Source organism: Candidatus Polarisedimenticolia bacterium (assembly GCA_036001465.1).
Lineage (GTDB): Bacteria > Acidobacteriota > Polarisedimenticolia > Gp22-AA2 > Gp22-AA2 > Gp22-AA3.
This window is the reverse complement of record DASYUH010000056.1, coordinates 146,756-168,836: the sequence shown is the minus strand read 5'-3', so window position 1 is coordinate 168,836 and position 22,081 is coordinate 146,756. Positions and strand designations below refer to the sequence as shown.

The following is a 22,081-nucleotide window of genomic DNA, read 5'->3' as shown; positions in this document are numbered from 1 at the left end:
GAGAATCCGATCATCCATGCTGGATCCGGAGATCGTGCGTCGCACCGTGCGCGCGGCCATCGAGGAAGATCTGGGCCCGGGAGACCTCACGTCGCGCCTCGTGATCGACCCGGGCGTCCGGGCGAGGGGCACGCTCGTGGCGCGGGAACCCCTGATCGTGGCGGGCCTGCCGGTCGCGCGCGAGGTCTTCCGGCAGCTGGATCCCGCCCTGGGGTTCCGGGAGGACTGCCGGGACGGCGAGGCGCGGACGCCGGGAGAATCGATTGCGATGGTCGAGGGGCAGGCCCGCGCGATCCTCGCGGGTGAACGGACGGCGCTCAATTTTCTGCAGCGGATGTCCGGCATCGCCACGGCGACGCGGCGGGCCGTCGCGCGGCTCGGCGGAGCGCGCGTGCAGATCTCGGACACGCGGAAAACGGCCCCGGGGCTGCGGGCGCTCGACAAGTACGCCGTGCGCAGCGGCGGCGGGACCAGCCACCGCAGCGGCCTCTACGACGCGATCCTCATCAAGGACAACCACAGCCGCCTGGCGGGAGGAGTGGGACCCGCGCTGCGCCGCGCGCGGCAGGGCCTGAAGGGCGAGGCGGCCGGCGCGACCGGCATGGAAGTCGAGGCCTCCACACTGGGCGAGGTCCAGGAGGCTCTCGATGCCGGGGCCGACGCCATCCTGCTCGACAACATGGACCGCGAGACGCTGAGCCGGGCCGTTGCCCTCGCGCGCGGCCGGGCCTTCCTCGAGGTGTCCGGCGGAGTCCGGGAGGACGATGTCCCGACCCTGGCCGCTCTCGGCGTGGACCGGATCTCCCTCGGATCGCTCACCCATTCCGTGCGTGCCGTGGATCTGGCGCTCGACCTGGAGCCGCTGTGAGCCTCGACCCGGCGGCCTCCTCTCTCACGCCCGCCTCCCTGCAGAGGCACTTGCGCTCCGCCGTCTTCGGACATCGCATCGTCTACTATCCGACCATCGGATCGACGAACGACTGCGCCCTGGACCTCGCGGCGGCGGGGGAGCCGGAGGGGGTCATCGTCCTCGCGGAGGAGCAGACGAGCGGACGCGGACGGCGCGACCGGACCTGGAGCTCGCAGCCCCGGATGGGCATCTATGTGTCGCTCATCCTTCGGCCGGAGGTTCCCGCCCCCCGGGCCCCTCTCTTCACGTTCACCGCGGCGGTCGCCGTCGCCGCGGCGCTGCGCGATTCATGCCACGTGCAGGCCGGCATCAAATGGCCGAACGACGTCGTGGTCGGGCGCCGGAAGATCGCCGGAATCCTGGCGGAGAGCCGCGGATCGAGCCCTCGCATCCGGGACATGGTGATGGGCATCGGAGTGAACGTCAACCAGGCTCCGGGTGATTTCGGCTCCCTCGGCGAGCGCGCCACCTCGGCCCGGATCGAGCTCGGAACCCCGGTGGATCGGGCCCCCGTCCTGGCGGCGATCCTGGAGGGGTTCGAGCGACGTTACGGGGCCGTGCTGCGGGGGCAGAGCGCGGATCTGCTCCAGGAATGGGAGTCCATGTCGGCGATCCCGCGCGGCCGCAGAGTCACCGTCGACGGTCCCTCCGGGCGCTGCGAAGGGACCGTGGCGGGGGTGGACGAGGAAGGAGCGCTCCTCCTCGACGGGACCGGGGAGGGCGCGCCGCGGCGCGTGCCGTTCGGTGAAATCGTCCAGTCCTACTGGTCCTAGTCCCGGAGGAGGCGGCATGCTCCTGGTCATGGACGTCGGCAACACGAACACGGTGCTCGGGGTCTTCGAGACGACCCGCCTGGTCGCGCACTGGCGCCTCACGACCGTCCGCGACCGGACGGTGGATGAATACGGGATCCTCTCCCGCAACCTTCTGTCCCTGGCCTCGATTGAAGCGTCCGAGATCGACGGCCTGATCATCGCCTCCGTCGTTCCCCCCCTCAACGGCGTCCTGGAGGCGATGGCGCGCGCCTACTTCAAGATGAAGCCTCTCTTCGTGGAGCCGGGCGTGAAGACCGGGATGCCCATCCTGTACGACAATCCCCAGGAAGTGGGGGCCGACCGGATCGTCAACGGCGTGGCCGCGTTCGAGCGCTGCCGGAGCGCCGCGATCGTGGTCGACTTCGGAACGGCGACCACGTTCGACGCCATCTCCGCGAAGGGCGAGTACCTGGGAGGCGCCATCGCCCCGGGCCTGTCGATCTCGGCAGAGGCGCTGTTCGAGCGTGCCGCGCGTCTGCCGCGCGTCGACATCAGGCGTCCCCCGGCCGTCATTGGCCGCAATACGACCCACAGTCTCCAGGCCGGCCTGTTCCACGGCTATGTCGCTCTGGTCCAGGGAATCCTGGAGAAGATGCGCCGGGAAATGACCCCGCCGGTGCGCACCATCGGCACGGGCGGATTGGTGGCGCCGCTCGAGACGGAGCTCAAGACGTTCCTGGACGATCTCGACCCCAACCTGACTCTGGAGGGGCTGCGCCTCATCTACGAACGGAACCGATGAGCGCGGACGAGGCTCCTGACCCCTACTTCCAGTCGATCGAAGAGGAGTTCGTCCGTCGTCGCGGGGCGGCGATGCTCCTGTCGCCGCGTGACTGGAACCTCATCGCCGAGTGGAAAGCCGCGGGGATCCCGCTGCGCGTGGTTCTCCAATCCATCCGCAACGTCTTCGACGCATTCGAGCGGCGGTCCGCGAAGGGCCGGCGCATCAACTCGCTGTCCTACTGCCGGCAGGAGGTCGCATCGCTCAACGAAATCGACCAGATGGTGCATGCCGTCGAGGCGGGTCGGCCACCGACGGCGGTTCCGGACGCCTCCGGAACCGCCGCGGTCGCCCGGCACCTGGGCAGGCTCCAGCGCCAGCTGCGCTCCGCCATGGCGGTGGCCTCTGGGGCGGGACGCGATCCCCTCGTGAGCGGGCTGGCGCGCGTCGTCTCGGAGCTCAAGAGGCTGCGCAAGGAGATCCGCGGCGGCGTCTTCGATCCGCGGGGGCTGGAGGAGGAGTTGCGCCGGCTCGATGACGAGACGCTCGCGGCCGCCCGGGCGACGCTTCCACCGGAGACGCTCGGGAGCATCGAGCGGGCCTCGCCGGCGGGCGTCGGTCCGGCCCTCGGGCGGATGACGCCCGAGGCTCGTGACCGGACGAGACGGCTGCACGAGGCGCGAAGGATCCGCGAAGTCTGCGCCCTGCCACGCCTGACGCTGTTCGACTGATCCTCGTTCGCCCCGGTTGCCTCACCGTCGCCGGGCGGGGTACCATGAGAGTCACCCCGCGGAGAGCCGGCGTCGCCTGCAGGCGATCGTGCCGTCCACCTGGACCTCGCCCACGACTGCGGCCGGACGCCTGTCTCTTCTGGCGGCGGCTTCATTCACCGCCGGGATCGTTCTTCCGGGGGCCTCCTGGCCCTGCCGCTCGGCCGTCCTCCTCCTCCTCCTCCTCGCTGCTTCGGTGATCCTCGCCGGTCGATCCGGGCTGCCCCGCGTTCTGACTGTCATGGCGGCCCTGGGAGCCGGCATGACGGTGGCGGCGGCCCATCGGGCGGCCGACCCGCTCCCCGGTCTTCTGGCCGCATGGCGGACCCGCGGGTTCGAGGAGCATGTTGTCCCGGTGGAGCTCCAGGGCCGCGCCATCGAGGTGGAGACGCCGGCCGACGGGCGCGTCGCGCTGCTCCTCAGGCTGGAGCGGGCCACGCTCCCGGGATGGGAGGCGCAGCCGATCGCTGCGCTGCGGGCGATCGTGGCCCGCGTGACGTTTCCCGTCTCGGATGATCGGGCCTTGCCGGTGCCACGACCCGGCGACTTCGTCGAGCTGACGGCACGGATTGGGACGCCGAGAACCTTCAGGAATCCCGGGGCGTTCGATTATGCCGCGTATCTCGGTGCCCGTCGAATCGCCCTAGTCGGCAGCGTCAAGAGCATCCGTCTCGTCCGGACCGATCCGCATCGCCGGAGCGTCCTCGCCGGCTTTCTGCCCGAAATCCGCCGGGCGGTCGTGGCGGCACTCGGCAGGGCCGGGGCCGGGCAGAGTGAGGGCACGGTCGCCCTCCTGTCGGCCCTCCTGGTGGGGGAGAGGGACGACCTGCCCGCCGACTTCCAGGAATCCCTGGTCCGTGCCGGCGTCTACCACATCATCGCCCTGTCCGGCTTCAACGTGGCGCTCCTGGCCGGCATCGTGTCGGGCCTTCTGCGCCTGCTGCATGTTCCTCCCTGGTCGCGGCGCCTCCTCCTGGGGATCGTCGTTCTGTCCTACTGGGCCGTCGCCCGCACCAGCGGCTCCATGTCCCGCGCCGCCCTGATGGCGATCCTCCAGATCGGAGGAGCGGCTCTGGGACGGCGCGTCCCGGGAATCGGAGCCATGTCGTCCGCCCTGGTGATCCTGCTGGCCGCCGGCCCGATGTGGATGGACGACGCCGGCTTCCAGCTCAGCTTCGCCGCAACTTTCGGCATCCTGGTCGCCGCCCCGGCCCGGGAAGCATGGGGGGGCGGCAGAACGCCCCCTGGCGCCGGGATCATCGCCCGATCGGTGGGGGCCGCCCGTCGAGGACTCGCCACGTCGCTGCGGATCTCGGCGGCTGCCCTGGCCGGCACGGCGCTCCTGTCGGCGCGACACTTCCAGACACTGACGCCGATTGCCCTGGCTTCCAACGTGATCGCCGTTCCCCTGGCGTCCGCGCTCCTGGTGCTCTCGGTGGGTGCGGCGCTCCTCGAGGGCTTCTGGCACCAAGCCGCGGCAGGGCTGGTCACCGCCTGTGACTTCATGGCCCTGGGGCTCGAGAGGCTCTGCGCCGCCGTGGCTCTCGTGCCCTGGGGCTCGTTCTACGTCATGCCGCCGTCCTGGTCCCTGGTCGTCCTCGGCCTCGCGGCCCTGGCCGGTCTCGCCTTCGGAGGGACGGCGACGCGGCGCGCGGCGCTCGCCCTTCTCCTCGCCGCGATGGCGCTGACCGCGGTGCGAGGGCGCATGCCCCGGCCGACCGGACGTCTCGAGATCGTCGTGCTCGACGTCGGCCAGGGGGACGCCATCGTCGTGCGTTTCCCTCACGGCTCGACGATGCTGGTCGATGCCGGGGGCTTCGCTCGATCGAGCTTCGACGTGGGAGCCAGGCTGGTGGCGCCGGCTCTCAGAGCGATGGGAATTCTCCGGCTGGACGTCCTGGCGATCACGCACGCCCACCGCGATCACCTCGGGGGGGCGCCGGCCATCGTTCGCCAGTTGCGTCCCGCGGCGATCTGGCTCGGCCGGATGCCCCGGGACGACTCGGCGGTCGACGGCCTTCTGGATCTCGCCGCCCGCCTCCGCATCCCGGTCATCTACCCGCGGAGCGGCGTGAGGGTCGGGATGGGCGGGTCCGTGGTCGAGGTCCACAACCCCGGACGGCACGCCGGCCCCGCGTCAGGGGTCTCGAACGATGACTCCCTCGTCCTGCGCCTCGGGCTCGGCGCGAGGCATGCGCTTCTCACCGGAGACCTCGAAAGGGAGGGGGAGGCGACGCTGGCTGCCGTGGGACGGGACCTGACGGCCGAGCTCCTCAAAATTCCGCACCACGGAAGCAGGACGTCGTCCACCAAGGCGTTCCTGCTTCGCGTCCGACCCCGAATCGCGGCGATTTCGGTGGGATCCGCCAACCCGTGGGGGCACCCCGATCGGGAGGTGATCGATCGGCTCGAGACGGAGGGGATCGCCATCGTGCGCACCGATCGCGACGGAGCGGTCCGATTCTCCACCAATGGGCATGTCCCCTGGACCGCACGGCTCCTGACCGCGGAGGGGGACGAAGGGCCTAGGGCTCTCAGAGAGTCGGAGCGGTCGGAATGACGCAGAGCAGAAAGATGAGCAGGGCGAGAACGGCCACGACCACGCGCGCCGCGCCGAGGCCCTCCTGTTCCTCGAGGACGGGTGGGTGCCCCGTGCCGATGATCGCCCAGATCACACCGAATACGACCAGGTGGTAGCCGCCCAGGAACACTCCCAGGACGACCAGGAGGACCGTCCCGACCCGCGAGACCGTCCGGTGGGCCCGCCGGGAGAGCGCGTAAAGCACGTGCCCTCCGTCGAGCTGTCCAATCGGCAGCAGGTTCAGGAAGGTCGCCAGGAGCCCGACCCAGACCGCCACGACCACGGGATGGATCTCGACGACGTCCTTGGGACCGATGCCCGGGTAGTGCAGGATCAACGCGAGGCTCAGCAGCGGACAGGGAGGAAACCCGATCCCTCCCGGCCGCGATCCCTCGGGAAGAAGGCGGGAGAGGGACAGACCGTAGGCGAGCAGGGGCAGTGCGACGACGAATCCGGCAATCGGCCCGGCCACGCCGATGTCGAACAGGGCGCGCCGCGAGGTGAATGGCGCGCGGATCCGGATGAGCGCCCCGAACGTTCCGATGAGCGGCGGACCCGGGATGAAGAACGGCAACGACGCGTCGATGCCGTACATCCGACAGGCGACATAGTGCCCCATTTCGTGCGCCCCGAGGATCAGGATGAGGCTGGCCGAATACGGCCATCCGAGGCCCCACAGGGAAGGACTGAGAAGGACGTCCTTCAGGAGCGTGAAGTCGTCGAGTGTCAGGAGCGTGCCGGCAATCAGGGTCGTGAGGACCGTGAGGAGGAAACAAGCGACGTTGACGGAAGGGGGGAAAGGGCGGCGGGCTCGATCGGGGCGGGAGGCTGACGGAGGAGGCACCGAGGAGCTGGCCGGCAGGGTCCCGTATTCGAGAATCCGTGGCTCGTGATCCATCGCCACGGCATTCTACCGCGGGCTTGGCTATCTCAGGTTGCGGAGGTTCTTTCCGGGCTTGAAGCGGATCGTTTTTCCGGGGGGGATTCGGACCTCGGTCCCGGTACGAGGGTTCCGCCCAATCCCCTTCTTTCTAGGCTTGACCTGGAAGACGCCGAATCCCCGCAGCTCGATCCGGTCGCCCCGGCGCATCGATTCCTTCATGGCGTCGAGGATCGCTTCGACGGCCACAACCGCCTTGACGCGAGTGATATCGGCGTTCTTGGCGACATTATTAATGATGTCGGTCTTGATCATTCCACGCCCCCCCGATCGATTCCACCCGGAAACATTCGTAAGTTGCTGAAATTATAGGCAGCTACGACGAGGGCTGTCAAGAGGGCGCGAAGGGCCGCCTGTGCTATATTCCGTTGGGCTTCAACAATTTGCGCCGGGCTCCTGGGAGTTTGAACCGTGCCGCTTCCCGTGGTCGCTATCGTCGGTGCGCCGAACGTCGGCAAGTCCACTCTTTTCAACCGCATGCTCGGTCGACGCAAGGCGATCGTCTCGGACATGCCGGGGGTCACGCGCGACCGTCTCGCGGCGGAGTGCGACCTGTTCGGCAGGAAGATCACCCTGGTGGACACCGGAGGAATGGTGAGCGGATCGACGGACGGCCTGACGGGGAGGATCCGGGAGGAGGCCCTCAAGGCGGTCGACGAGGCGGATGTCATCCTGTTTCTGATGGATGCGCGTGCAGGCCTGACGCCGCTCGACCTCGAGGTCGCACGGGTTCTGCGCGCCGCGGAGAAGCCGATCATCCCCGTCGCAAACAAGGTTGACGCGGCCCGGCTGGAAGGGATCGAATTCGAGGTCTACCGTCTCGGTCTCGGCGACGTGGTGGCCGTCTCCGCCGAGGAGGGGCGGGGCCTGGATGAGCTCGTGGACGGAATCGTTCGCGCTCTACCCGAGGCCCCCGCGGAGGCCGGGCAGACGGGCGTGCCGGTGGCGATCGTCGGCCGCCCGAACGTGGGCAAGTCCTCCCTGTTCAATCGCCTGGTGAAGGAGGACCGTGTCCTGGTCAATCCGGTGGCCGGGACCACGCGCGATCCCATCGACGCCACGTTCGTGCATGCCGGCACGACCTACCGGATCATCGACACGGCGGGGATCCGGAGGCGCGCCCGCCGAGGAGAGGACATCGAATGGGTGAGCGTCCTGAAGGCGCGCCAGGCCCTCGAGGAGGCCGAGCTCGCCGTCGCCATGGTGGACGCCAGCGTCGCGATCGGGCATCAGGATCTCGCGATCGTCGGCCTCATCGGCCTGCAGCACGTCCCCGCCGTCGTGGCCGCGAACAAGATCGACCTCGTCGGCCGTCAGCGGGGGTCCGTCGAGTCCCGGCTGCGGGAGATCCGGGCGGCGATGGGCTTCTCGGCGCATGTCCCCATCGTCTCCGTGTCGGCCCTGACGGGCGAGGGAGTCGGGGATCTTCTGTCCGCGCTCCAGGGGATCCGGGAGGAAAGCCAGAAGCGGTTTTCGACCGCCGATCTCAACCGCGCGCTTCAGGAGATCCTGAGCGAGAAGCAGCCCCCCGCCGACCGCGGGAGGGAGGTGCGCTTCTACTCCATGACGCAGGTGGGAGGGGCGCCTCCCCGATTCCTCGTCTTCGGCAATGGAAGGCAGGTCCCCGAGCCCTATCGCCGCTTCATGGCGGGCCGCCTGCGCGCCCGTCTCGGGATCTTCCGCTCTCCCCTGGTCCTCAGCTTCAGGCGGCGCGGGCCGGTTCGTTGACACCCCCCGGATCGGGTGTTATATTCGCCCGCCCAGCGGAGGTTGAATGGTCCTCTTCAACTATTCGACCCGCGAGCTGACGGCCAAGATCGTCTACTACGGGCCGGGGCTCTGCGGGAAGACCACCAACCTCCAGTTCATCTATGAATCCCTTCCCGACAACGTCAAGAAAGGAAAGATGCTGTCCCTGGCGACCAAGACGGATCGGACGCTGTTCTTCGATTTCCTGCCGATCGAGCTGGGGAAGATCCGCGGCATGAAGACTCGTGTTCAGCTCTACACCGTGCCGGGACAGGTGTTCTACAACTCCACGCGCAAGCTCGTCTTGAAGGGTGCGGACGGCGTCGTGTTCGTGGCCGATTCGCAGGCCAAGATGGTGGAGGCCAACGTGGAGAGCTACAAGAACCTCGAGGACAACCTGCGCGAGATGGGACTGCGGATCGAGGAGACCCCCCTCGTGATGCAATTCAACAAGAGGGACCTGCCTCATCTCGCCTCGATCGAGGAGATGAACACGCAGATCAACCGCCACAACGCGCCGTTCTACGAGGCGGTGGCGACGACGGGAATCGGCGTCGAGGATACTCTGAAGGCGATCACCAAGCTGGTGCTGAACAACCTGGCCGCGAAGTACAAGCTCGACGGCGCGGGCATGGCCCCGGAGGCCGAATCGCCGTCGCGCGCGGGCAGCGGGCCGGCCGCGGCCGACCTCGCCGCGCCACCCGCCAGGCCCTCCGCACCGGGTCCGAGGGGGGTGTCGCCGGCCATTCGGCCGGTGGTCCCCCCGCGTCCGGCGCCCGCTCTCGAGCCGGATGACCTGGCGCTCGAGATCCTCGAGACGGATGAGCCCGCCCCCGCACCGCCTCCCGTGCGCGCCCCGCGGCCCGGTCGGGGAACCCCGGTCCCCGCGCCGCCGCGGGCGGTCGCGCCCCCGTCGGAGGACCTCCTCGAGCTGGTCGAGGACATCGACTTGCCCGACCTGGTCCAGTCGGAAGGGGATTCGGTGGATCTGGGATCCGACCTCCTGCAGGAGCTGGAGGATGAGCCCATGCCCGTGGCGGCACGCGCGGGCGCCGGCCGGCCGGCGCCCCGTTCCCCCGCGGGCCTGCGCGTCGTGGGGGAGCCGTCCGTGGCGGAGGAGCCCCTGGACCTCGAGGAGCCGATCGACCTCGAGGAGGGTTGGGACCCGTCCCCGGGCGGTCCGGACCGGCCTTCCATCGACGTGGGCGCCCTGTCTCCCGGGCAGGAGCGCACCATCGACGTTCCGGTGGCGGCGACGGTCGACGGGAGGACGGTGCGCCTCAACCTGAAGGTCACGATTCGCCTGTCGCGCTGATTCCGCCCGCATGATACCGGACGCCGCACCTCCGTCGGCGCGGGCCCTCCGACGGGCGCCCGAGCGGCGCGAAGTGGCGCTCCTCCTCGGGATCATTCTGCTGCTCAACATCCCGGGAGGCATGCTTCAGCTCGCCAACCTGCGTTTCGGTCTTCTCGTGACCCAGCTGGGTTTCATCGCCGCACCGGTCTTCCTGGCGATCCGCGTCTTCTACCTGGACGGCCGGGCCATTCTGCCGCTGCGGCGGCCGCGAGCCTCCGACCTCTGCGGCGCCGTGCTGGGGACGGCCGGCATGAACCATGTCCTGAACTACGCGGTCCTCTGGCAGGACCGCTTCTTTCCGCTTCCCGGCCTGTGGAAGACGCTCTTCGAGGACCTCGCATCCTTCGACGGCCCCGGAGAGTTTCTCGTTCTCCTAGTCGTCGTCGCCGTGGTTCCTTCCGTGTGCGAGGAAATCCTGTTCCGGGGCTTCGTTCATGCGGGGCTCCTGCGGGAGTTCGAGAGCGCCCCGAAAGCGATCGTGGCGGGCGCCGTGGTCTTCGCCGGATTTCACCTGAACCCGTGGCGTTTCTCGGTGCTCCTGGTGATCGGCCTGTTCCTCGGCTTCCTGGTGCACCGGACGGGGAGCCTGTTGCCCGCCATGCTGGCGCACGCGCTCAACAACGGCCTGTCCCTCGGCCTGGCCGGCCTGGACGCCGGCTCGCAGGCCGTCCTGCTCCATTCCTCTTGGGTGCACGTCGCTTCGGCCGCATGCCTCGCCGGCGCGGCGCTCCTCCTGCGCCCGCGGCACCGGTGGTCGCCCGGGCCCATGCTATAATTCTTTCCCTTTTGCGAATTCCTGAGGAGGATCCTGGATCATGACGCGTGCCCGCGCCGCGGCCTTCGTGGCAGCCGCCTTCCTGTGTGTCGCTTCCCGTCCCGCCATGTCGGACGGGCTCCTGTTCAGCGTCTATCCCTCCTACGGGGCGAAGTTCGACATCGGCTCGGGGAAATTCTCCCTGGTCACCAACATGGTCGTCTACAACATCAGCGGGCAGGCGTTCAGCGACGTGACCTTCAAGCAGACCTACCCCGATGGCGTGAGCGTGAAGGAGACCTACCAGCGCGACATCGGCACCGAGGCCACGGGCGAGCAATCGTCCTCGCGCAAGGTCGAGGGGAACGCGTTCTACGCGAGCATGCCCACCTTCAAGAACCGCATGTACGCCGTGATCCCCAACGAGCTGGTGCTCGCCCGGCGGCTGAACGAGATCACCTTCCCGGGCGTAGAGATCTCGTACGCCGATGCCGCCGGACAACGTCAGACCGCCAAGATGCCGGACAACACGTACGACCTGTTCATCTATTCGAACGTGGTCGGCGGCCTGGAGCGCTTTCTCAACAAGTACAACAACATCACCTTCAATTTCGCCAAGGCGGTGCCGAATCGCAAGGAATGGGAGTTCGCTCCCGTCGCCGCCAGCGCGCAGGGACGCTTCCCGACGGGGGTCATCGGGACGTTTCCCGGAGAGAACCAGTACAGCGGACACTTCCGGCTTCGCAGCGGTCCCCCCGGGGACAACATCCAGCTCGTGGTCATCTACAGGCCTGCCCAGAAGAACGAGCGGCTGGAGGACAAGGAGGCGCTCCTCAAGAAGCTGCGAGAGTACCTGCGCTGGTGCGGGGAGTTCGATGTCTCACAGGAGGGACTCCAGGTCAATCGTGGCGAGTGGAAGAAATACGCCGAGGCCTGGACCATCGACGGACGCTGGGTGGACACCATCAAGAACAGGCTGGGCGAGGGGCCGCTCAAGGCCAAGGTCTTCTGGGGCGGCCGCGAGGACGTTGAATACTACGTCCTGGCACTGGCCCACGGCCGCACTCTCGGGACCGACAGCGCCAACCCCAGTCCGGAGAAAGAGGCGCAACTCGCCGCCGAGATCGACCAGATCCTGGATTCCTTCAAGTCCTCGATCGTCCCGCTTTCCTACGAGCGACACCGGTAGGAGCCTGTCCTGGGACCCCGTCCGGCCCGGCACGCCGCGGGGCGACGCGGCGGGGGACGGAGCGGGCCCCTCCGGGAGCGGGGGGGTCACAGGGGAGGGCGCGGGCTGCGGCCCCGCGACGTTCTCCGTTGCAAACACCTCGATGCGCGCCGACTCCGACCACGATCCACGGGGAAGGGCGGCCTGCGCGCAGAGCTCATCCAGGGTCTTTTCGGCCGTCCAGCCCTTCCCGGCCAGGAGCGCCGGCAGGAAGAGCGCCCGGCGTCCCCACTTCTCCAGAAACACGCCCCGGCCGTCGAGTCGCATCTCCGCGGGCCCCGAAACCCTGGTGCGCGCTCCGATGATGTCGAGCTCGATGACGGTCTCGCCCAGATCGATGTCCGTCAGCGGCAGGAAGCGCGGATCCCGGGTGGCGGCACGGCGCGTGAACACGATGACCTGCTGGTACAGAGGACGCGACGACTCGATGTCCCCCTGCATGCCCCGGACGCGCCCTGCCTTCTTCAGGGTCACGAACAGGCCCCGCGCGGCTGTGAGACACGGCGTGAACGCGTAAGCCTCCAGATCGGCGTCCTGGATCGGATGGTTGGTGAGATGACCGGCCAGCGTCCGCCACGCCAGGCGCAGGAGCGTGTCACGCTCCGAGGAATCGAGCGGCCTGGCGCTGCAGTCCGGCGCGGATTCCGGGGTCGCGGCGGGTGTCGCGGCGGCGGCCGGCCCCTCTCCGGGCGCCGGACCCGGAGGCGCGGCATCCTGAGCGCGCGCTCCGGAGACGATCCCGGCGATCAGGAGAATCAGGATGCCGCAGCGTCCGGCCATCAGCTTCGACTATAGCACCCGCTCCCGTCTCCGTCGAGACACCGGGAGGCGCCGGCACGGTCCGGTCGCCGAGTTGACGACCTGGAAGCGCGTGCTATAATCCGCGCCCTCATCGTGTTCCGGACCCCTCTCATGAAGGAGACGTCAAACCACATGCGAAAGCCGGCGGACGTGTTGAAACTGGTCAAGGACCATGACATCAAGATCATCGATCTGAGGTTCATGGACATGCCCGGGCTGTGGCAACATTTCTCGGTGCCCTCCCACGAGCTGACGGAGAGCAGCTTCGAGGAAGGGTTCGGCTTCGACGGGTCCTCCATCCGCGGCTTCCAGGCGATCCATGAGAGCGACATGCTGGTCGTGCCCGATCCCGAGAGCGCCTTCGAAGACGCGTTCACGGACGTGCCGACCCTGAACCTGATCTGCAACGTCGTCGATCCGGTCACCAAGCAGCGCTACGTTCGCGATCCGCGAGGCATCGCGCAGCGCGCCGAAAATTATCTCCAGTACACGAAGATCGCCGACACCGCCTATTTCGGCCCGGAGGCCGAGTTCTTCATCTTCGACGATGTGCGATTCGACCAGCAGGCCCACTGCGGCTACTACTACCTGGATTCGATCGAGGGGCAGTGGAACTCGGGGAGGAAGGACGACAAGCCGAACCTGGGCTACCGCATGCGTCACAAGGAAGGGTACTTCCCCGTGCCGCCGCACGACCATTTTCAGGACCTGCGCACGGAGATGGTGCTGAACCTGGAGCGTGCGGGCATCACCGTCGAGGCGCACCATCACGAGGTGGCCACGGGCGGCCAGATGGAGATCGACATGCGCTTCGACAGCCTGACGCGTGCCGCCGATCACCTGGTCATGTACAAATACATCGTCAAGAACACCGCCACACGGCGGGGCCGGACGGTGACCTTCATGCCCAAGCCGCTGTTCGGGGACAACGGCTCCGGCATGCACTGTCACCAGAGCCTGTGGAAGGCGGGCAAGAACCTGTTCGCGGGGGACGGGTACGGCGGATTCTCGCAGCTGGGGCTCTGGTATATCGGGGGGCTCCTGAAGCACTCGCCTGCGCTGGCGGCGATCATCGCCCCCACCACCAACTCCTACAAGCGCCTGACGCCCGGGTTCGAGGCGCCGGTGAACCTGGCTTACTCGCGGCGCAATCGTTCCGCGGCGATCCGCATCCCGATGATCTCGAACAGCCCTGCGGCGAAGCGGCTGGAGTACAGACCCCCCGACCCCTCCTGCAATCCCTACCTGGCGTTTTCCGCGATGCTGATGGCCGGCCTCGACGGCATCGAGAACAAGATCGATCCGGGGAAGCCCCTGGACAAGGACATCTACGGCCTGGGTCCCAAGGAGCTGAAGGAAATTCCGTCCCTTCCCGGATCGCTGGAGGCGGCCCTCGGCCACCTCGAGAAGGACAACGATTTCCTGCTCAAGGGGGACGTGTTCACCGAGGACAACATCGGCATGTGGATCGAGTACAAGCGGGAGCGCGAGGTCAACCCGATGCGTCTGCGTCCCCACCCCTACGAGTTCGCCCTGTACTTCGATATCTGATTCCGGGCGTGCTCTGTTCCCGCGGCGGAGCCCCTTGAGCGGCAGGACGGGCGACGGTCGCGGGGGGGCTGTGCGTGGCTGATACGGGAATCGACAGGGTGCTCGGGGCGCTCCTGCCGGCGGACGAGGCGGCCCGTCTCGTGGAGCACGTGCGCCGGCTCCCGGATCCCGACTCCGCCCTGCGCGCGCTGGCCAGGGTCCGGGAGGACAGCGGCCGGCCCCTCGAACCATCCCGAATACTGAATTTCATCACCCTTGCAGGCTTCAGCCCCTACCTCGCGTCCCTCCTGGTCCAGAATCCCGAGTTTCTGGACGCTCTCCCGGCGAGCGGGGGGCCTCGCGCCTCGCCGACCCGCGCCGATCTTGATGAGGAGCTGGCGCGCTTCGTCCATCTGAATGCGGCACAGGATCCCTCGCTCGTCCTGAGGCGCTTCAAGAAGCGCGAGCTGCTGCGCATCGTGCTCGCCGACATCCTGCGCCAGTTCGATCTTCCCGCCGTGACGCGGGCCCTCTCCCTTCTGGCCGACGTGCTGGTCGATAAGGCGGTGCGCATAGCGCGCCTGGGCCTCGAGAACCGGTTCGGCCGGCCCGCCTGCAGGGACGACCAGGGCCACCCCGAGGAGGCGACGTTCGCCGTCGTCGCGCTGGGGAAGCTGGGAGGGGAGGAGCTGAACTACAGCAGCGACATCGATCTCCTCTACCTGTTCTCGCGAGATGGCGAGACCGGCGGCATCGACACGTCCGGGCGGGGCTCGATTTCCAACAAGGAGTTCTTCTCGCGGCTCGCCACGGACGTGACGCGACTCGTCTCGGGCGGTGGACCCGAGGGGCAGGTGTTCCGCGTCGACCTCGGGCTGCGTCCCGGCGGCGCGGACGGAGAGATGGTCATCCCGCTCGCTGCCGCGGCGGCCTATTACCGGAACTGGGCCGAGACGTGGGAGCGCCAGGCCCTGATCAAGGCGCGGCCTGCCGCGGGCGACCTCCTCCTGGGGCGCCGATTCGTGGAGAGCGTAGAGCCCCTGGTGTACGCGTCCGTCCCGGATCCCTACGTGATCCTGGAGATCGGCGAAATGAAGGACCGCATTGACGCCCGGCTCGGATCGAAAGGGCGTTCGGAAAGCGACATCAAGCTGGGACGCGGCGGCATCCGCGAGCTGGAGTTCGGCGTTCAGGCCCTGCAGCTGCAGCACGGAGGCAGGGATCTCTGGCTGCGGCAGGGGAACACCCTCCTGGCGCTCCACCGGCTCGCGGACAAGGGGTTCGTCCACGATGAGGAGCATGCGTCCTTGAGCAAGGCTTACGTGTTCCTGCGCGATCTGGAGCACCGCCTGCAGCTGGGGGAGAACCGCCAGACGGCAAGCCTGCCAAGCAGCCCCCGCGAGATCGGCCTGGTGGCGCGGAGGATGCGCCTGCACGAGGCGGCTCCAGGCCGCGAGGTCGAGACGCTCCTCGGGATCCTCGAGGCGCACCGCGAAGCGGTGCGGCGCTTCTACGATTCGGTGACCGGGCAGGCGGCGCAGGTGCGGCTGGACGAGGAGAGCGCCGATCCCTGGCTCGATCGGCTCGACGACGAGTCGCTCATGGACCTGCTGCGGCGGTCCGGGATCGACGATCCCATCACCGTGCTGAAGCCGGTCCGGCTGATCCGGAAGCACCTCCAGGCGGCGGCCGCCGCCATCGAAATCCGCCGGGCCATGCGACGAAGCGGACCCCAGCTCCTGACGTCGGTGGTCCGCTCGGTCAATCCGAGGCGAGCCCTTCAGAACCTGGAACGCCTCCTCTCGTCGCTCGCCGAGCAGGACGGAGGCCTCCTGCGGTTCCTGAGCCGGCGCGACATCCTCGCGCCGACCGTTCGTCTGCTGGGCCGGAGCGACCTGCTCGCCGGCATCCTGATCCGACAGCCCGGAATCCTGGACGCCCTGGAAGACCGCCGCCGGATCGTCCGCGCGCCGGGCAGGGAGGAGTATCTGAGGCTGTTCCGGCCGGTGCTGCGGCTCCCGGGGGACGGGCGGGCCCGGGCCGCCGACCTGCGTCGCCGCCACCAGGAAGCGCTGGCGACCATCGCCATCCGCGACATCAACCGGCAGGCGACGCTCCGCGAAGTCCTGAAGAGCCTGTCGGATCTGGCGGAGGCGATCCTCGACACGACCTTCAGCCTGGCCCGGCAGGAACTCGCGCGGGGGAGACGGGGCGGCCCGCGCGGTCTGCGCGTGGCCGTTCTCGGACTCGGTCGACTCGGATACCGCGAGATGGACTATGGCTCGGACCTGGATCTGGTCTTCCTCCTCGACGCGCCCGAAGATCGGCCCGATCTCCGCCGGGCGGCCCGCGTCTGGTGCGAAGGTGTGGTCCGCATCCTCTCGACGCTCAGTCGCGATGGACAGCTCTACAGCGTCGACCTCAGGCTCCGCCCATCGGGCGGGGAGGGAGAGCTCGTCGCTTCGCTCGAGGGGATCGTGGACTATCTGCACGGCGCCGCCGATGTGTGGGAGAAGCTGGCGTTCCTCAAGGCGAGGCCTGTGGCGGGAGACCCTGTCGTCGGCGCGCGCGCGGGCGAGACGGTGGAATCGGCTCTCCTGGAGTCCGTCCGCGGGCGCGGGCCGGGGACGCTGGCGGCCGACGTCGAGGCGATGCGCCGCCGGCTGGCGGAGCTGGCGGAGGACGGGGCGACGCCGAGCGTCAAGCTGAGCGAAGGGGGATTCTACGATCTGGACTTCATCATCGAGCTCCTGCAGCTGCGCCACGGCGTGAGAAGCCCGTCCGACAAGGACACCCTGCGCCTGCTCACCCACCTGCACCGGCTGGGTCACCTCAACGACCGTCAACTTCAGGTCCTGTACGAGGCGTACCTCTTTTTCCGGGCTCTCGATCACGAAATGCGCCTGATCTGGCAGAGGCCGCTCAAGAGCCTGCCGGACGATCCCATGCGGCTCGCGGAGCTGGCGCTGGCCTTCGAAGGGGACCCCGAGGCTGGCCGTCCGGAGCGCGCCCGCAGCCTTCAAGATGCATTCCGGAGGCATGCGGCCGCCGTGCGCTCGGTCTACGAGGAGATCGTGCGCTAGGAGCCTCCTAGCGAACCTCGAAGTCCCCCTCCACGACGGCGGATCGGTTGCCGGCGCGATCGGTCGCTTCGACACGAATGTGGTGCCGGCCGGGCCGGAGGCTCCGCGGGTCGAGGCCCTTGGCCAGGCCGCGATCGGGATCGAACTCCGCGTCCTGAGGAAGGCCGTCGATCGCAAACGTCACCCCGTCGAAGTTCAGCCCCTTCCCTTCGTCCTCCACGCGCGCCTGCACGGCCACCCGCCGCGGCAGGCCGCGCGAACCAGGCGCCGGCCGCACCTCGAGTATCTCCGGAGGCGAAGCGTCCTGCAGGAGGGCGAACCGCCCGTAGCGCCTGAACCGAAGGGCGATGCGGGCCCCTCCGGCATCGATGTCCCCCCCTTCGAAACCCCAACGCTCCCGGCCCGAATCATAGCGATAGATGCCGAGCGATTCCGGCGGCACCGCTCCCGGGATGAGATCGAACGCCAGTGTGGCCGGATCCTTGAGCGCCTCCCCGTCAGGAAGGAGATCGACCGCCTCGGAGACGGCCGGCAGCAGTCCGGGTCCGGCGATCGATTCGGTCCGCACCACGAGCGGCCCTGTGAAGAACCTGGCGCCGGCCGGCAGGGTCAGAGCGAACCCGGGTCCCTCGTACTGGAGCGGGCGATCCACACCGGCCCAGCGGACGTCCAGAACCAGGGGGATGGTGGGCCCTGGGTCGCCGCCTGCGACCGTGAGAGGCGACCGTCCGGCGATCTCCTCATAGGAGACGGCCGCTCCCCAGAGCCGGTCCGAGCGGTAGGTGAGAGGCAGAACCGGGGTCGTGGCGGTTCCGGCCACGAGGCGAAGGGAGGGGTTGGCCAGGATGTCGGCCTGCGCCAGGATGTCCAGGAAGGAGGGCCAAGCGTCCAACCGGGGCGGCTCGTCGGGCGGACTCAAGGGCCGCGCCGGAGGGCCGGCGAGGATGCGCCACGGGCCGGGGACGCCGTCCCGCGTCTCCCGCACGCGCACCGCACGCGACCGCGCCCCCGGGGCGGCGTCACGGCGGCAGCGGGCCTCCCCCTGGCTGCAGGTCATCGTTCTGAAGTCGTTCTGCTCGTCGTCCCAGAACTCCCCCTCGACCGTTCGCGCCGGCGAGGGAGGACATCCGGGGGCCCCCGCTCGGGTCGGAGTCGTCGCCGGTCGAGCCGGTTCGCCGGCAGGGAACCGGACGATCACCGACGCGTGGCCGGGATCTTCCTCGTCCCATGCCAGGCTCTCGGCCGCGGCCGGGTGGCCGACCTGGATGCAGATGCGGGCGCGCGATCGATTGCCGGCGCTGTCCACGACGGAGACGTCCATCATGTGGGGGCCCGGCTCGAGATCGAGGGCTCCGGGGTAGCCGGCGGCGGGCCGGCTCTCCGGTGGAGCGGTCGCGGGGGACAACTCATTTCCGGGAAGGCGGACCAGGCGGTACGTGAATGCGGCCGGTCCCAGACGGCTGGTGCGATGGTCATAGATCAGGCCCGCTTGCGGAAACTGCCCGAAGCCGAATGAGTGAAACTCGAGGCGGTAGCGCGCGCCTCCGTCGATCGCCATGTCGACGCAGCGCACGCCGGAGCGGCCGCTGCTGCCGGCCGGGTCGTAGGCGCGCACGGCGGCGACGAAGGGACCGCTCACCCGGACCGGGTGCCCCGTCGTCCGCGCCCCGTCTCCCCCTGCCCGGAGGGGATAGACCTCCTCCCGCTTCTCGCCGTCGATGAAGGTCGAGGGGGCGACCGAGGTAATGGTGAGCGATTCCAGAACCGGCGGCCGACTGTCTTTGGGCCATGGCAGGCCCGCGTCGAACGGGTCCATCGGCGCGTCACCGCGATCGCGCACCTCGAAATGGAGGTGCGGCAGGCCCACCCCCGACTCCCCGGAATAGGCGATGATCTGGCCGCGGCGCACCCGGACGGGCGGGTCGAGGTAGATGTCGCCGGGATAGCGCGTATGCGCCTCCGCCTGGCGACGCGCGACCCGGCGCTCGAGCTTCAGCACGGCGTCCTCGTATCTCTCGAGATGCCCGTATACGCTGACCCGGCCGTTCGGGTGCCTCAGGTAGAGCGCCCGGCCATAGCCGCGCCATTCCACCTTGAGCCGGAACACCACGCCGGCGTCCGCGGCGCGGACCCTGTAACCGGTGCCGCCGTGGGTCGAGATATCGATGCCGGCGTGCAGGTGGTCGTAGCGGTACTCGCCGAACGTCGAGAGGAGCACGCCCGGGATCTCCAGAGGCCACAGGAGGGCCGCGCCGGCCGGGGCCAGGGGGAGGAGCGAGGCGCACACCACGAGAAGAAGTGGGCCGCGCCGGTGTCGCAGGACTCTGAGCCAGGGCCGCATCGGGTTCGCATTGTAGCGGCAAATGTTTGACTTAGTCTTTTGCCTTCCATTATCATCGCCGCCTCTCGGCCCAACACTCCATGGCGGCCGGACAAACATCCGATGGCTGGCGATCCCTTCAAAGAGTTCACAGTCAAGCGCAAGAAAGGGGAGACGATCTATGTCGAGGGGGATCTCGGCACGGAGATGTTCGTCGTCCAGTCGGGCGTCGTCCGCATCTTCCGTGCTCTCGGGGGCGTGAAGCAGGAGCTCGCCATCATGGAGAAGGGAGACTTTTTCGGGGAGATCGCGGTCCTGGAAGGGCTGCCCAGGACGGCCTCCGCCGAAGCCCTGGACGCCTGCGAGCTGATCGAAATCAACAGCGCCACGTTCGACAAAATGATCCGCGGCAACATCGAGATCGCCGTGCGCATGCTGCGCAAGCTGAGCAACCGCCTGCAGGAGGCCAACCGGAAGATCGAGATCCTGGGGAGGGCGACGGCGTCCGGCCGGCAGGCGCCCCCGACCGCCCGCGTCGCGGCGGTCGACATGGATCAGCCGTCCGAGGCCCCGCCCCCGGCGGCGGGAGCGCCCCCGGCGGACGGCGTGCAGGCGGCCCCGAAACCGATCGCGGAGGTCCAGGTTCCCGAGGGGGCGCTGGCGCTCCTCGTCCTCGACGGCGGCTCGCGCCACTTCCCGATCACCACCGAAACGTCGCTCATCGGTCGGTACGACCCGGTGACCGGGATGCGTCCCGAGATCGACCTGACCCAGGTCGACATGAATCGCTCCGTGTCGCGCCGCCACGCCCGCATCGTGCTCAAGGACGACACCTTTCTGTTGTCGGAGGAGGTCGGCGCCCTGAACGGCACCTTCGTGAACGGCCAGCGCCTCGCGACGGGCACGCCCGCGCCGATCGTGAGCGGCGACAAGGTCGGGCTGGGGATGGTGTCCCTGACCTTCAAGACCTCGGCCCGATCTCCGGCCCGCCGGCCTGCCGGCCCCGGCCAGGCCTGAGGAGCCCTGCGTGCCACATGCCGACCTGCGGGCCTTCATCGAGGCGCTCGAGGCGCGCCGCGAGCTCCGGCGCGTGCGCGAGCCGGTCAGCGTCGACCTGGAGATCAGCGCGGTGACCGATCGCGTCTCGAAGTCTCCCGGTGGAGGGCCCGCCCTGCTGTTCGAGCGGCCCGAGGGGCACGATATCCCCGTCCTGATCAACGCCCTCGGTTCGATTCCCAGAATGAAGATCGCCCTCGAGGTCGATTCCCTCGATGCGTTCGGCGAGCGGGTCGACGCGCTTCTGGAAGGGAAGGCCCCTGCATCCTTCCTCGACAAGATCAAGATGCTGCCCAAGCTGAAGGACCTGGCGGACCTGTTTCCCGTGGTGGTCAAGAAGGCGGCCTGCCAGGACGTGATCGAGCGCGATCGCCCCTCGCTCCTGGCCCTGCCGGCGATCAAGTGCTGGCCCAAGGACGCGGGACGCTACATCACCCTGCCCCTGGTGTTCACCCACGACCCGGAAACCGGCAAACGCAACTGCGGGATCTACCGGATGCAGGTCTTCGACGACACCACGGCCGCGATGCACTGGCAGATCCACAAGCACGGCGCGCACCACCACCGGCGCGCCGAAGAGCGCGGCCGGAGGCTCCAGGTCGCATGCGCCATCGGCGCCGATCCCTCGCTGGTGTTCGCGGCGGCGGCCCCCCTGCCGGACGATGTCGACGAGATGTTTCTTGCCGGTTTCGTGAGGCGCGAGCCTGTGTCGATGGTCAAGGGGGTCACCGTGGACCTGGAGGTACCGGCGTCCGCGGAGATCATCCTGGAGGGGTACGTGGACCCGGCGGAACGACGCCGCGAGGGGCCCTTCGGCGACCACACCGGCTACTACTCCCTTCCCGACGACTACCCGGTCTTCCACCTGACCTGCCTGACGCGCCGCCGTCAGCCGATCTACCAGACCACCATTGTCGGCCCGCCTCCCATGGAGGACTATTACATCGGCAAGGCGATCGAGCGGGTCTTCCTGCCGATCATGAAGAGGCAGCTGCCGGAGATCGTGGACATCAACATGCCGGCGGAGGGGATCTTCCACAACCTGATCCTGGTGTCCCTGCGCAAGCGATACCCCGGCCACGCGCGCAAGGTCATGCATGCCATCTGGGGGATGGGCCAGGCCATGTTCAGCAAGGTGATCCTGGTCGTGGACGACGATGTCGACGTGCAGGACGTGCGCCAGGCGACCTGGAAGGCGCTCAATCACATCGATCCGGAGAGGGACATCGAGTTCGTGATGGGTCCCGTGGACGTCCTCGATCACTCGTCGCGCTTGCCGCAGTACGGCTCGCACATGGGCGTCGATGCCACCCGCAAGTGGCCCTCCGAGGGGTTCGCCCGCGAGTGGCCTGAGGAGATCCGCCACACGCGGGAGACGCTGGCCTTGATCGAAAGCAAGTGGCCGAAGTACGGCATCGGCTAGGCCGGGGATTCGGCCGGGACCGCCCGGTCATGGAGGAGTCAGG

Annotated in this window: 15 protein-coding genes and 1 pseudogene; 13 read left to right on the top strand and 3 right to left on the bottom strand. The window is 68.7% G+C overall.

Features of this window, described 5'->3' with window-relative positions; translation table 11 throughout:
• Positions 1-16 precede the first annotated feature (16 nt).
• From nadC to VGV60_11900, 5 genes are all read left to right on the top strand, one after another.
• The gene (gene nadC / locus VGV60_11920) at positions 17-868 is read left to right on the top strand and encodes a carboxylating nicotinate-nucleotide diphosphorylase (protein ID HEV8701969.1); all 852 of its coding nucleotides are present in this window, start codon (positions 17-19) and stop codon (positions 866-868) included.
• Positions 865-1,683 (top strand): biotin--[acetyl-CoA-carboxylase] ligase, encoded by an 819-nt coding sequence (locus tag VGV60_11915; GenBank protein ID HEV8701968.1) that lies wholly within the window; start codon positions 865-867, stop codon positions 1,681-1,683. Before nadC ends, VGV60_11915 begins: the two co-directional genes overlap by 4 nt.
• 16 nt (positions 1,684-1,699) lie before the next feature.
• Entirely contained in the window at positions 1,700-2,467 is a 768-nt protein-coding gene (locus tag VGV60_11910; GenBank protein HEV8701967.1) for a type III pantothenate kinase, read from the top strand.
• Positions 2,464-3,177, top strand: a complete 714-nt coding sequence (locus tag VGV60_11905) for a hypothetical protein (GenBank protein ID HEV8701966.1) — start codon at positions 2,464-2,466, stop codon at positions 3,175-3,177. The genes VGV60_11910 and VGV60_11905 overlap by 4 nt, the downstream gene beginning before the upstream one ends.
• A gap of 88 nt (positions 3,178-3,265) precedes the next feature.
• Positions 3,266-5,776, top strand: a complete 2,511-nt coding sequence (locus tag VGV60_11900) for a DNA internalization-related competence protein ComEC/Rec2 (GenBank protein ID HEV8701965.1) — start codon at positions 3,266-3,268, stop codon at positions 5,774-5,776.
• Here the strand turns inward: VGV60_11900 and VGV60_11895 are convergent.
• Positions 5,751-6,695, bottom strand: a complete 945-nt coding sequence (locus tag VGV60_11895) for a site-2 protease family protein (GenBank protein ID HEV8701964.1) — start codon at positions 6,693-6,695, stop codon at positions 5,751-5,753. The two genes, VGV60_11900 and VGV60_11895, sit on opposite strands and share 26 nt — an antisense overlap.
• A 27-nt stretch (positions 6,696-6,722) precedes the next feature.
• On the bottom strand, positions 6,723-6,992 hold the full coding sequence (locus tag VGV60_11890; GenBank protein HEV8701963.1) for an HU family DNA-binding protein: 270 nt from the start codon (positions 6,990-6,992) through the stop codon (positions 6,723-6,725).
• Positions 6,993-7,148: 156 nt separating this feature from the next.
• On the opposite strand from VGV60_11890, the gene der reads away from it, so the two are divergent.
• The 6 genes and pseudogenes from der (at position 7,149) to glnE (ending at position 17,239) form a co-directional block, all read left to right on the top strand.
• Positions 7,149-8,465 carry a ribosome biogenesis GTPase Der gene (gene der / locus VGV60_11885; GenBank protein HEV8701962.1) on the top strand — a complete coding sequence of 439 codons (1,317 nt, stop codon included), beginning with the start codon at positions 7,149-7,151 and terminating at the stop codon, positions 8,463-8,465.
• A gap of 46 nt (positions 8,466-8,511) precedes the next feature.
• Positions 8,512-9,078: pseudogene (locus VGV60_11880) on the top strand (GTPase domain-containing protein).
• A 796-nt stretch (positions 9,079-9,874) separates the two neighbouring features.
• A complete protein-coding gene (locus VGV60_11875; GenBank protein ID HEV8701961.1) occupies positions 9,875-10,618 on the top strand; it encodes a CPBP family intramembrane glutamic endopeptidase in 744 nt (247 codons plus the stop codon).
• Positions 10,619-10,658: 40 nt separating this feature from the next.
• Positions 10,659-11,786, top strand: coding sequence for a hypothetical protein (locus VGV60_11870; GenBank protein HEV8701960.1), 1,128 nt, complete (start codon positions 10,659-10,661; stop codon positions 11,784-11,786).
• Between the two features lie 972 nt (positions 11,787-12,758).
• Positions 12,759-14,177, top strand: coding sequence for a type I glutamate--ammonia ligase (gene glnA, locus VGV60_11865; GenBank protein HEV8701959.1), 1,419 nt, complete (start codon positions 12,759-12,761; stop codon positions 14,175-14,177).
• 74 nt (positions 14,178-14,251) lie between these two features.
• Complete coding sequence (gene glnE, locus VGV60_11860) at positions 14,252-17,239, top strand: bifunctional [glutamate--ammonia ligase]-adenylyl-L-tyrosine phosphorylase/[glutamate--ammonia-ligase] adenylyltransferase (GenBank protein ID HEV8701958.1); 2,988 nt, start codon at positions 14,252-14,254, stop codon at positions 17,237-17,239.
• Between the two features lie 7 nt (positions 17,240-17,246).
• Here glnE and VGV60_11855 read toward each other — a convergent pair whose 3' ends face one another.
• Positions 17,247-19,580: a peptidoglycan DD-metalloendopeptidase family protein gene (locus VGV60_11855; protein ID HEV8701957.1), complete on the bottom strand. Its 2,334-nt coding sequence runs from the start codon at positions 19,578-19,580 to the stop codon at positions 17,247-17,249.
• Between the two features lie 102 nt (positions 19,581-19,682).
• Between VGV60_11855 and VGV60_11850 the strand changes: the two genes are divergently transcribed.
• Together VGV60_11850 and VGV60_11845 are read left to right on the top strand one after the other, a co-directional pair.
• Entirely contained in the window at positions 19,683-20,576 is an 894-nt protein-coding gene (locus VGV60_11850; GenBank protein HEV8701956.1) for a cyclic nucleotide-binding domain-containing protein, read from the top strand.
• A 10-nt stretch (positions 20,577-20,586) separates the two neighbouring features.
• Positions 20,587-22,038, top strand: coding sequence for a menaquinone biosynthesis decarboxylase (locus tag VGV60_11845; protein ID HEV8701955.1), 1,452 nt, complete (start codon positions 20,587-20,589; stop codon positions 22,036-22,038).
• Positions 22,039-22,081 lie beyond the last annotated feature (43 nt).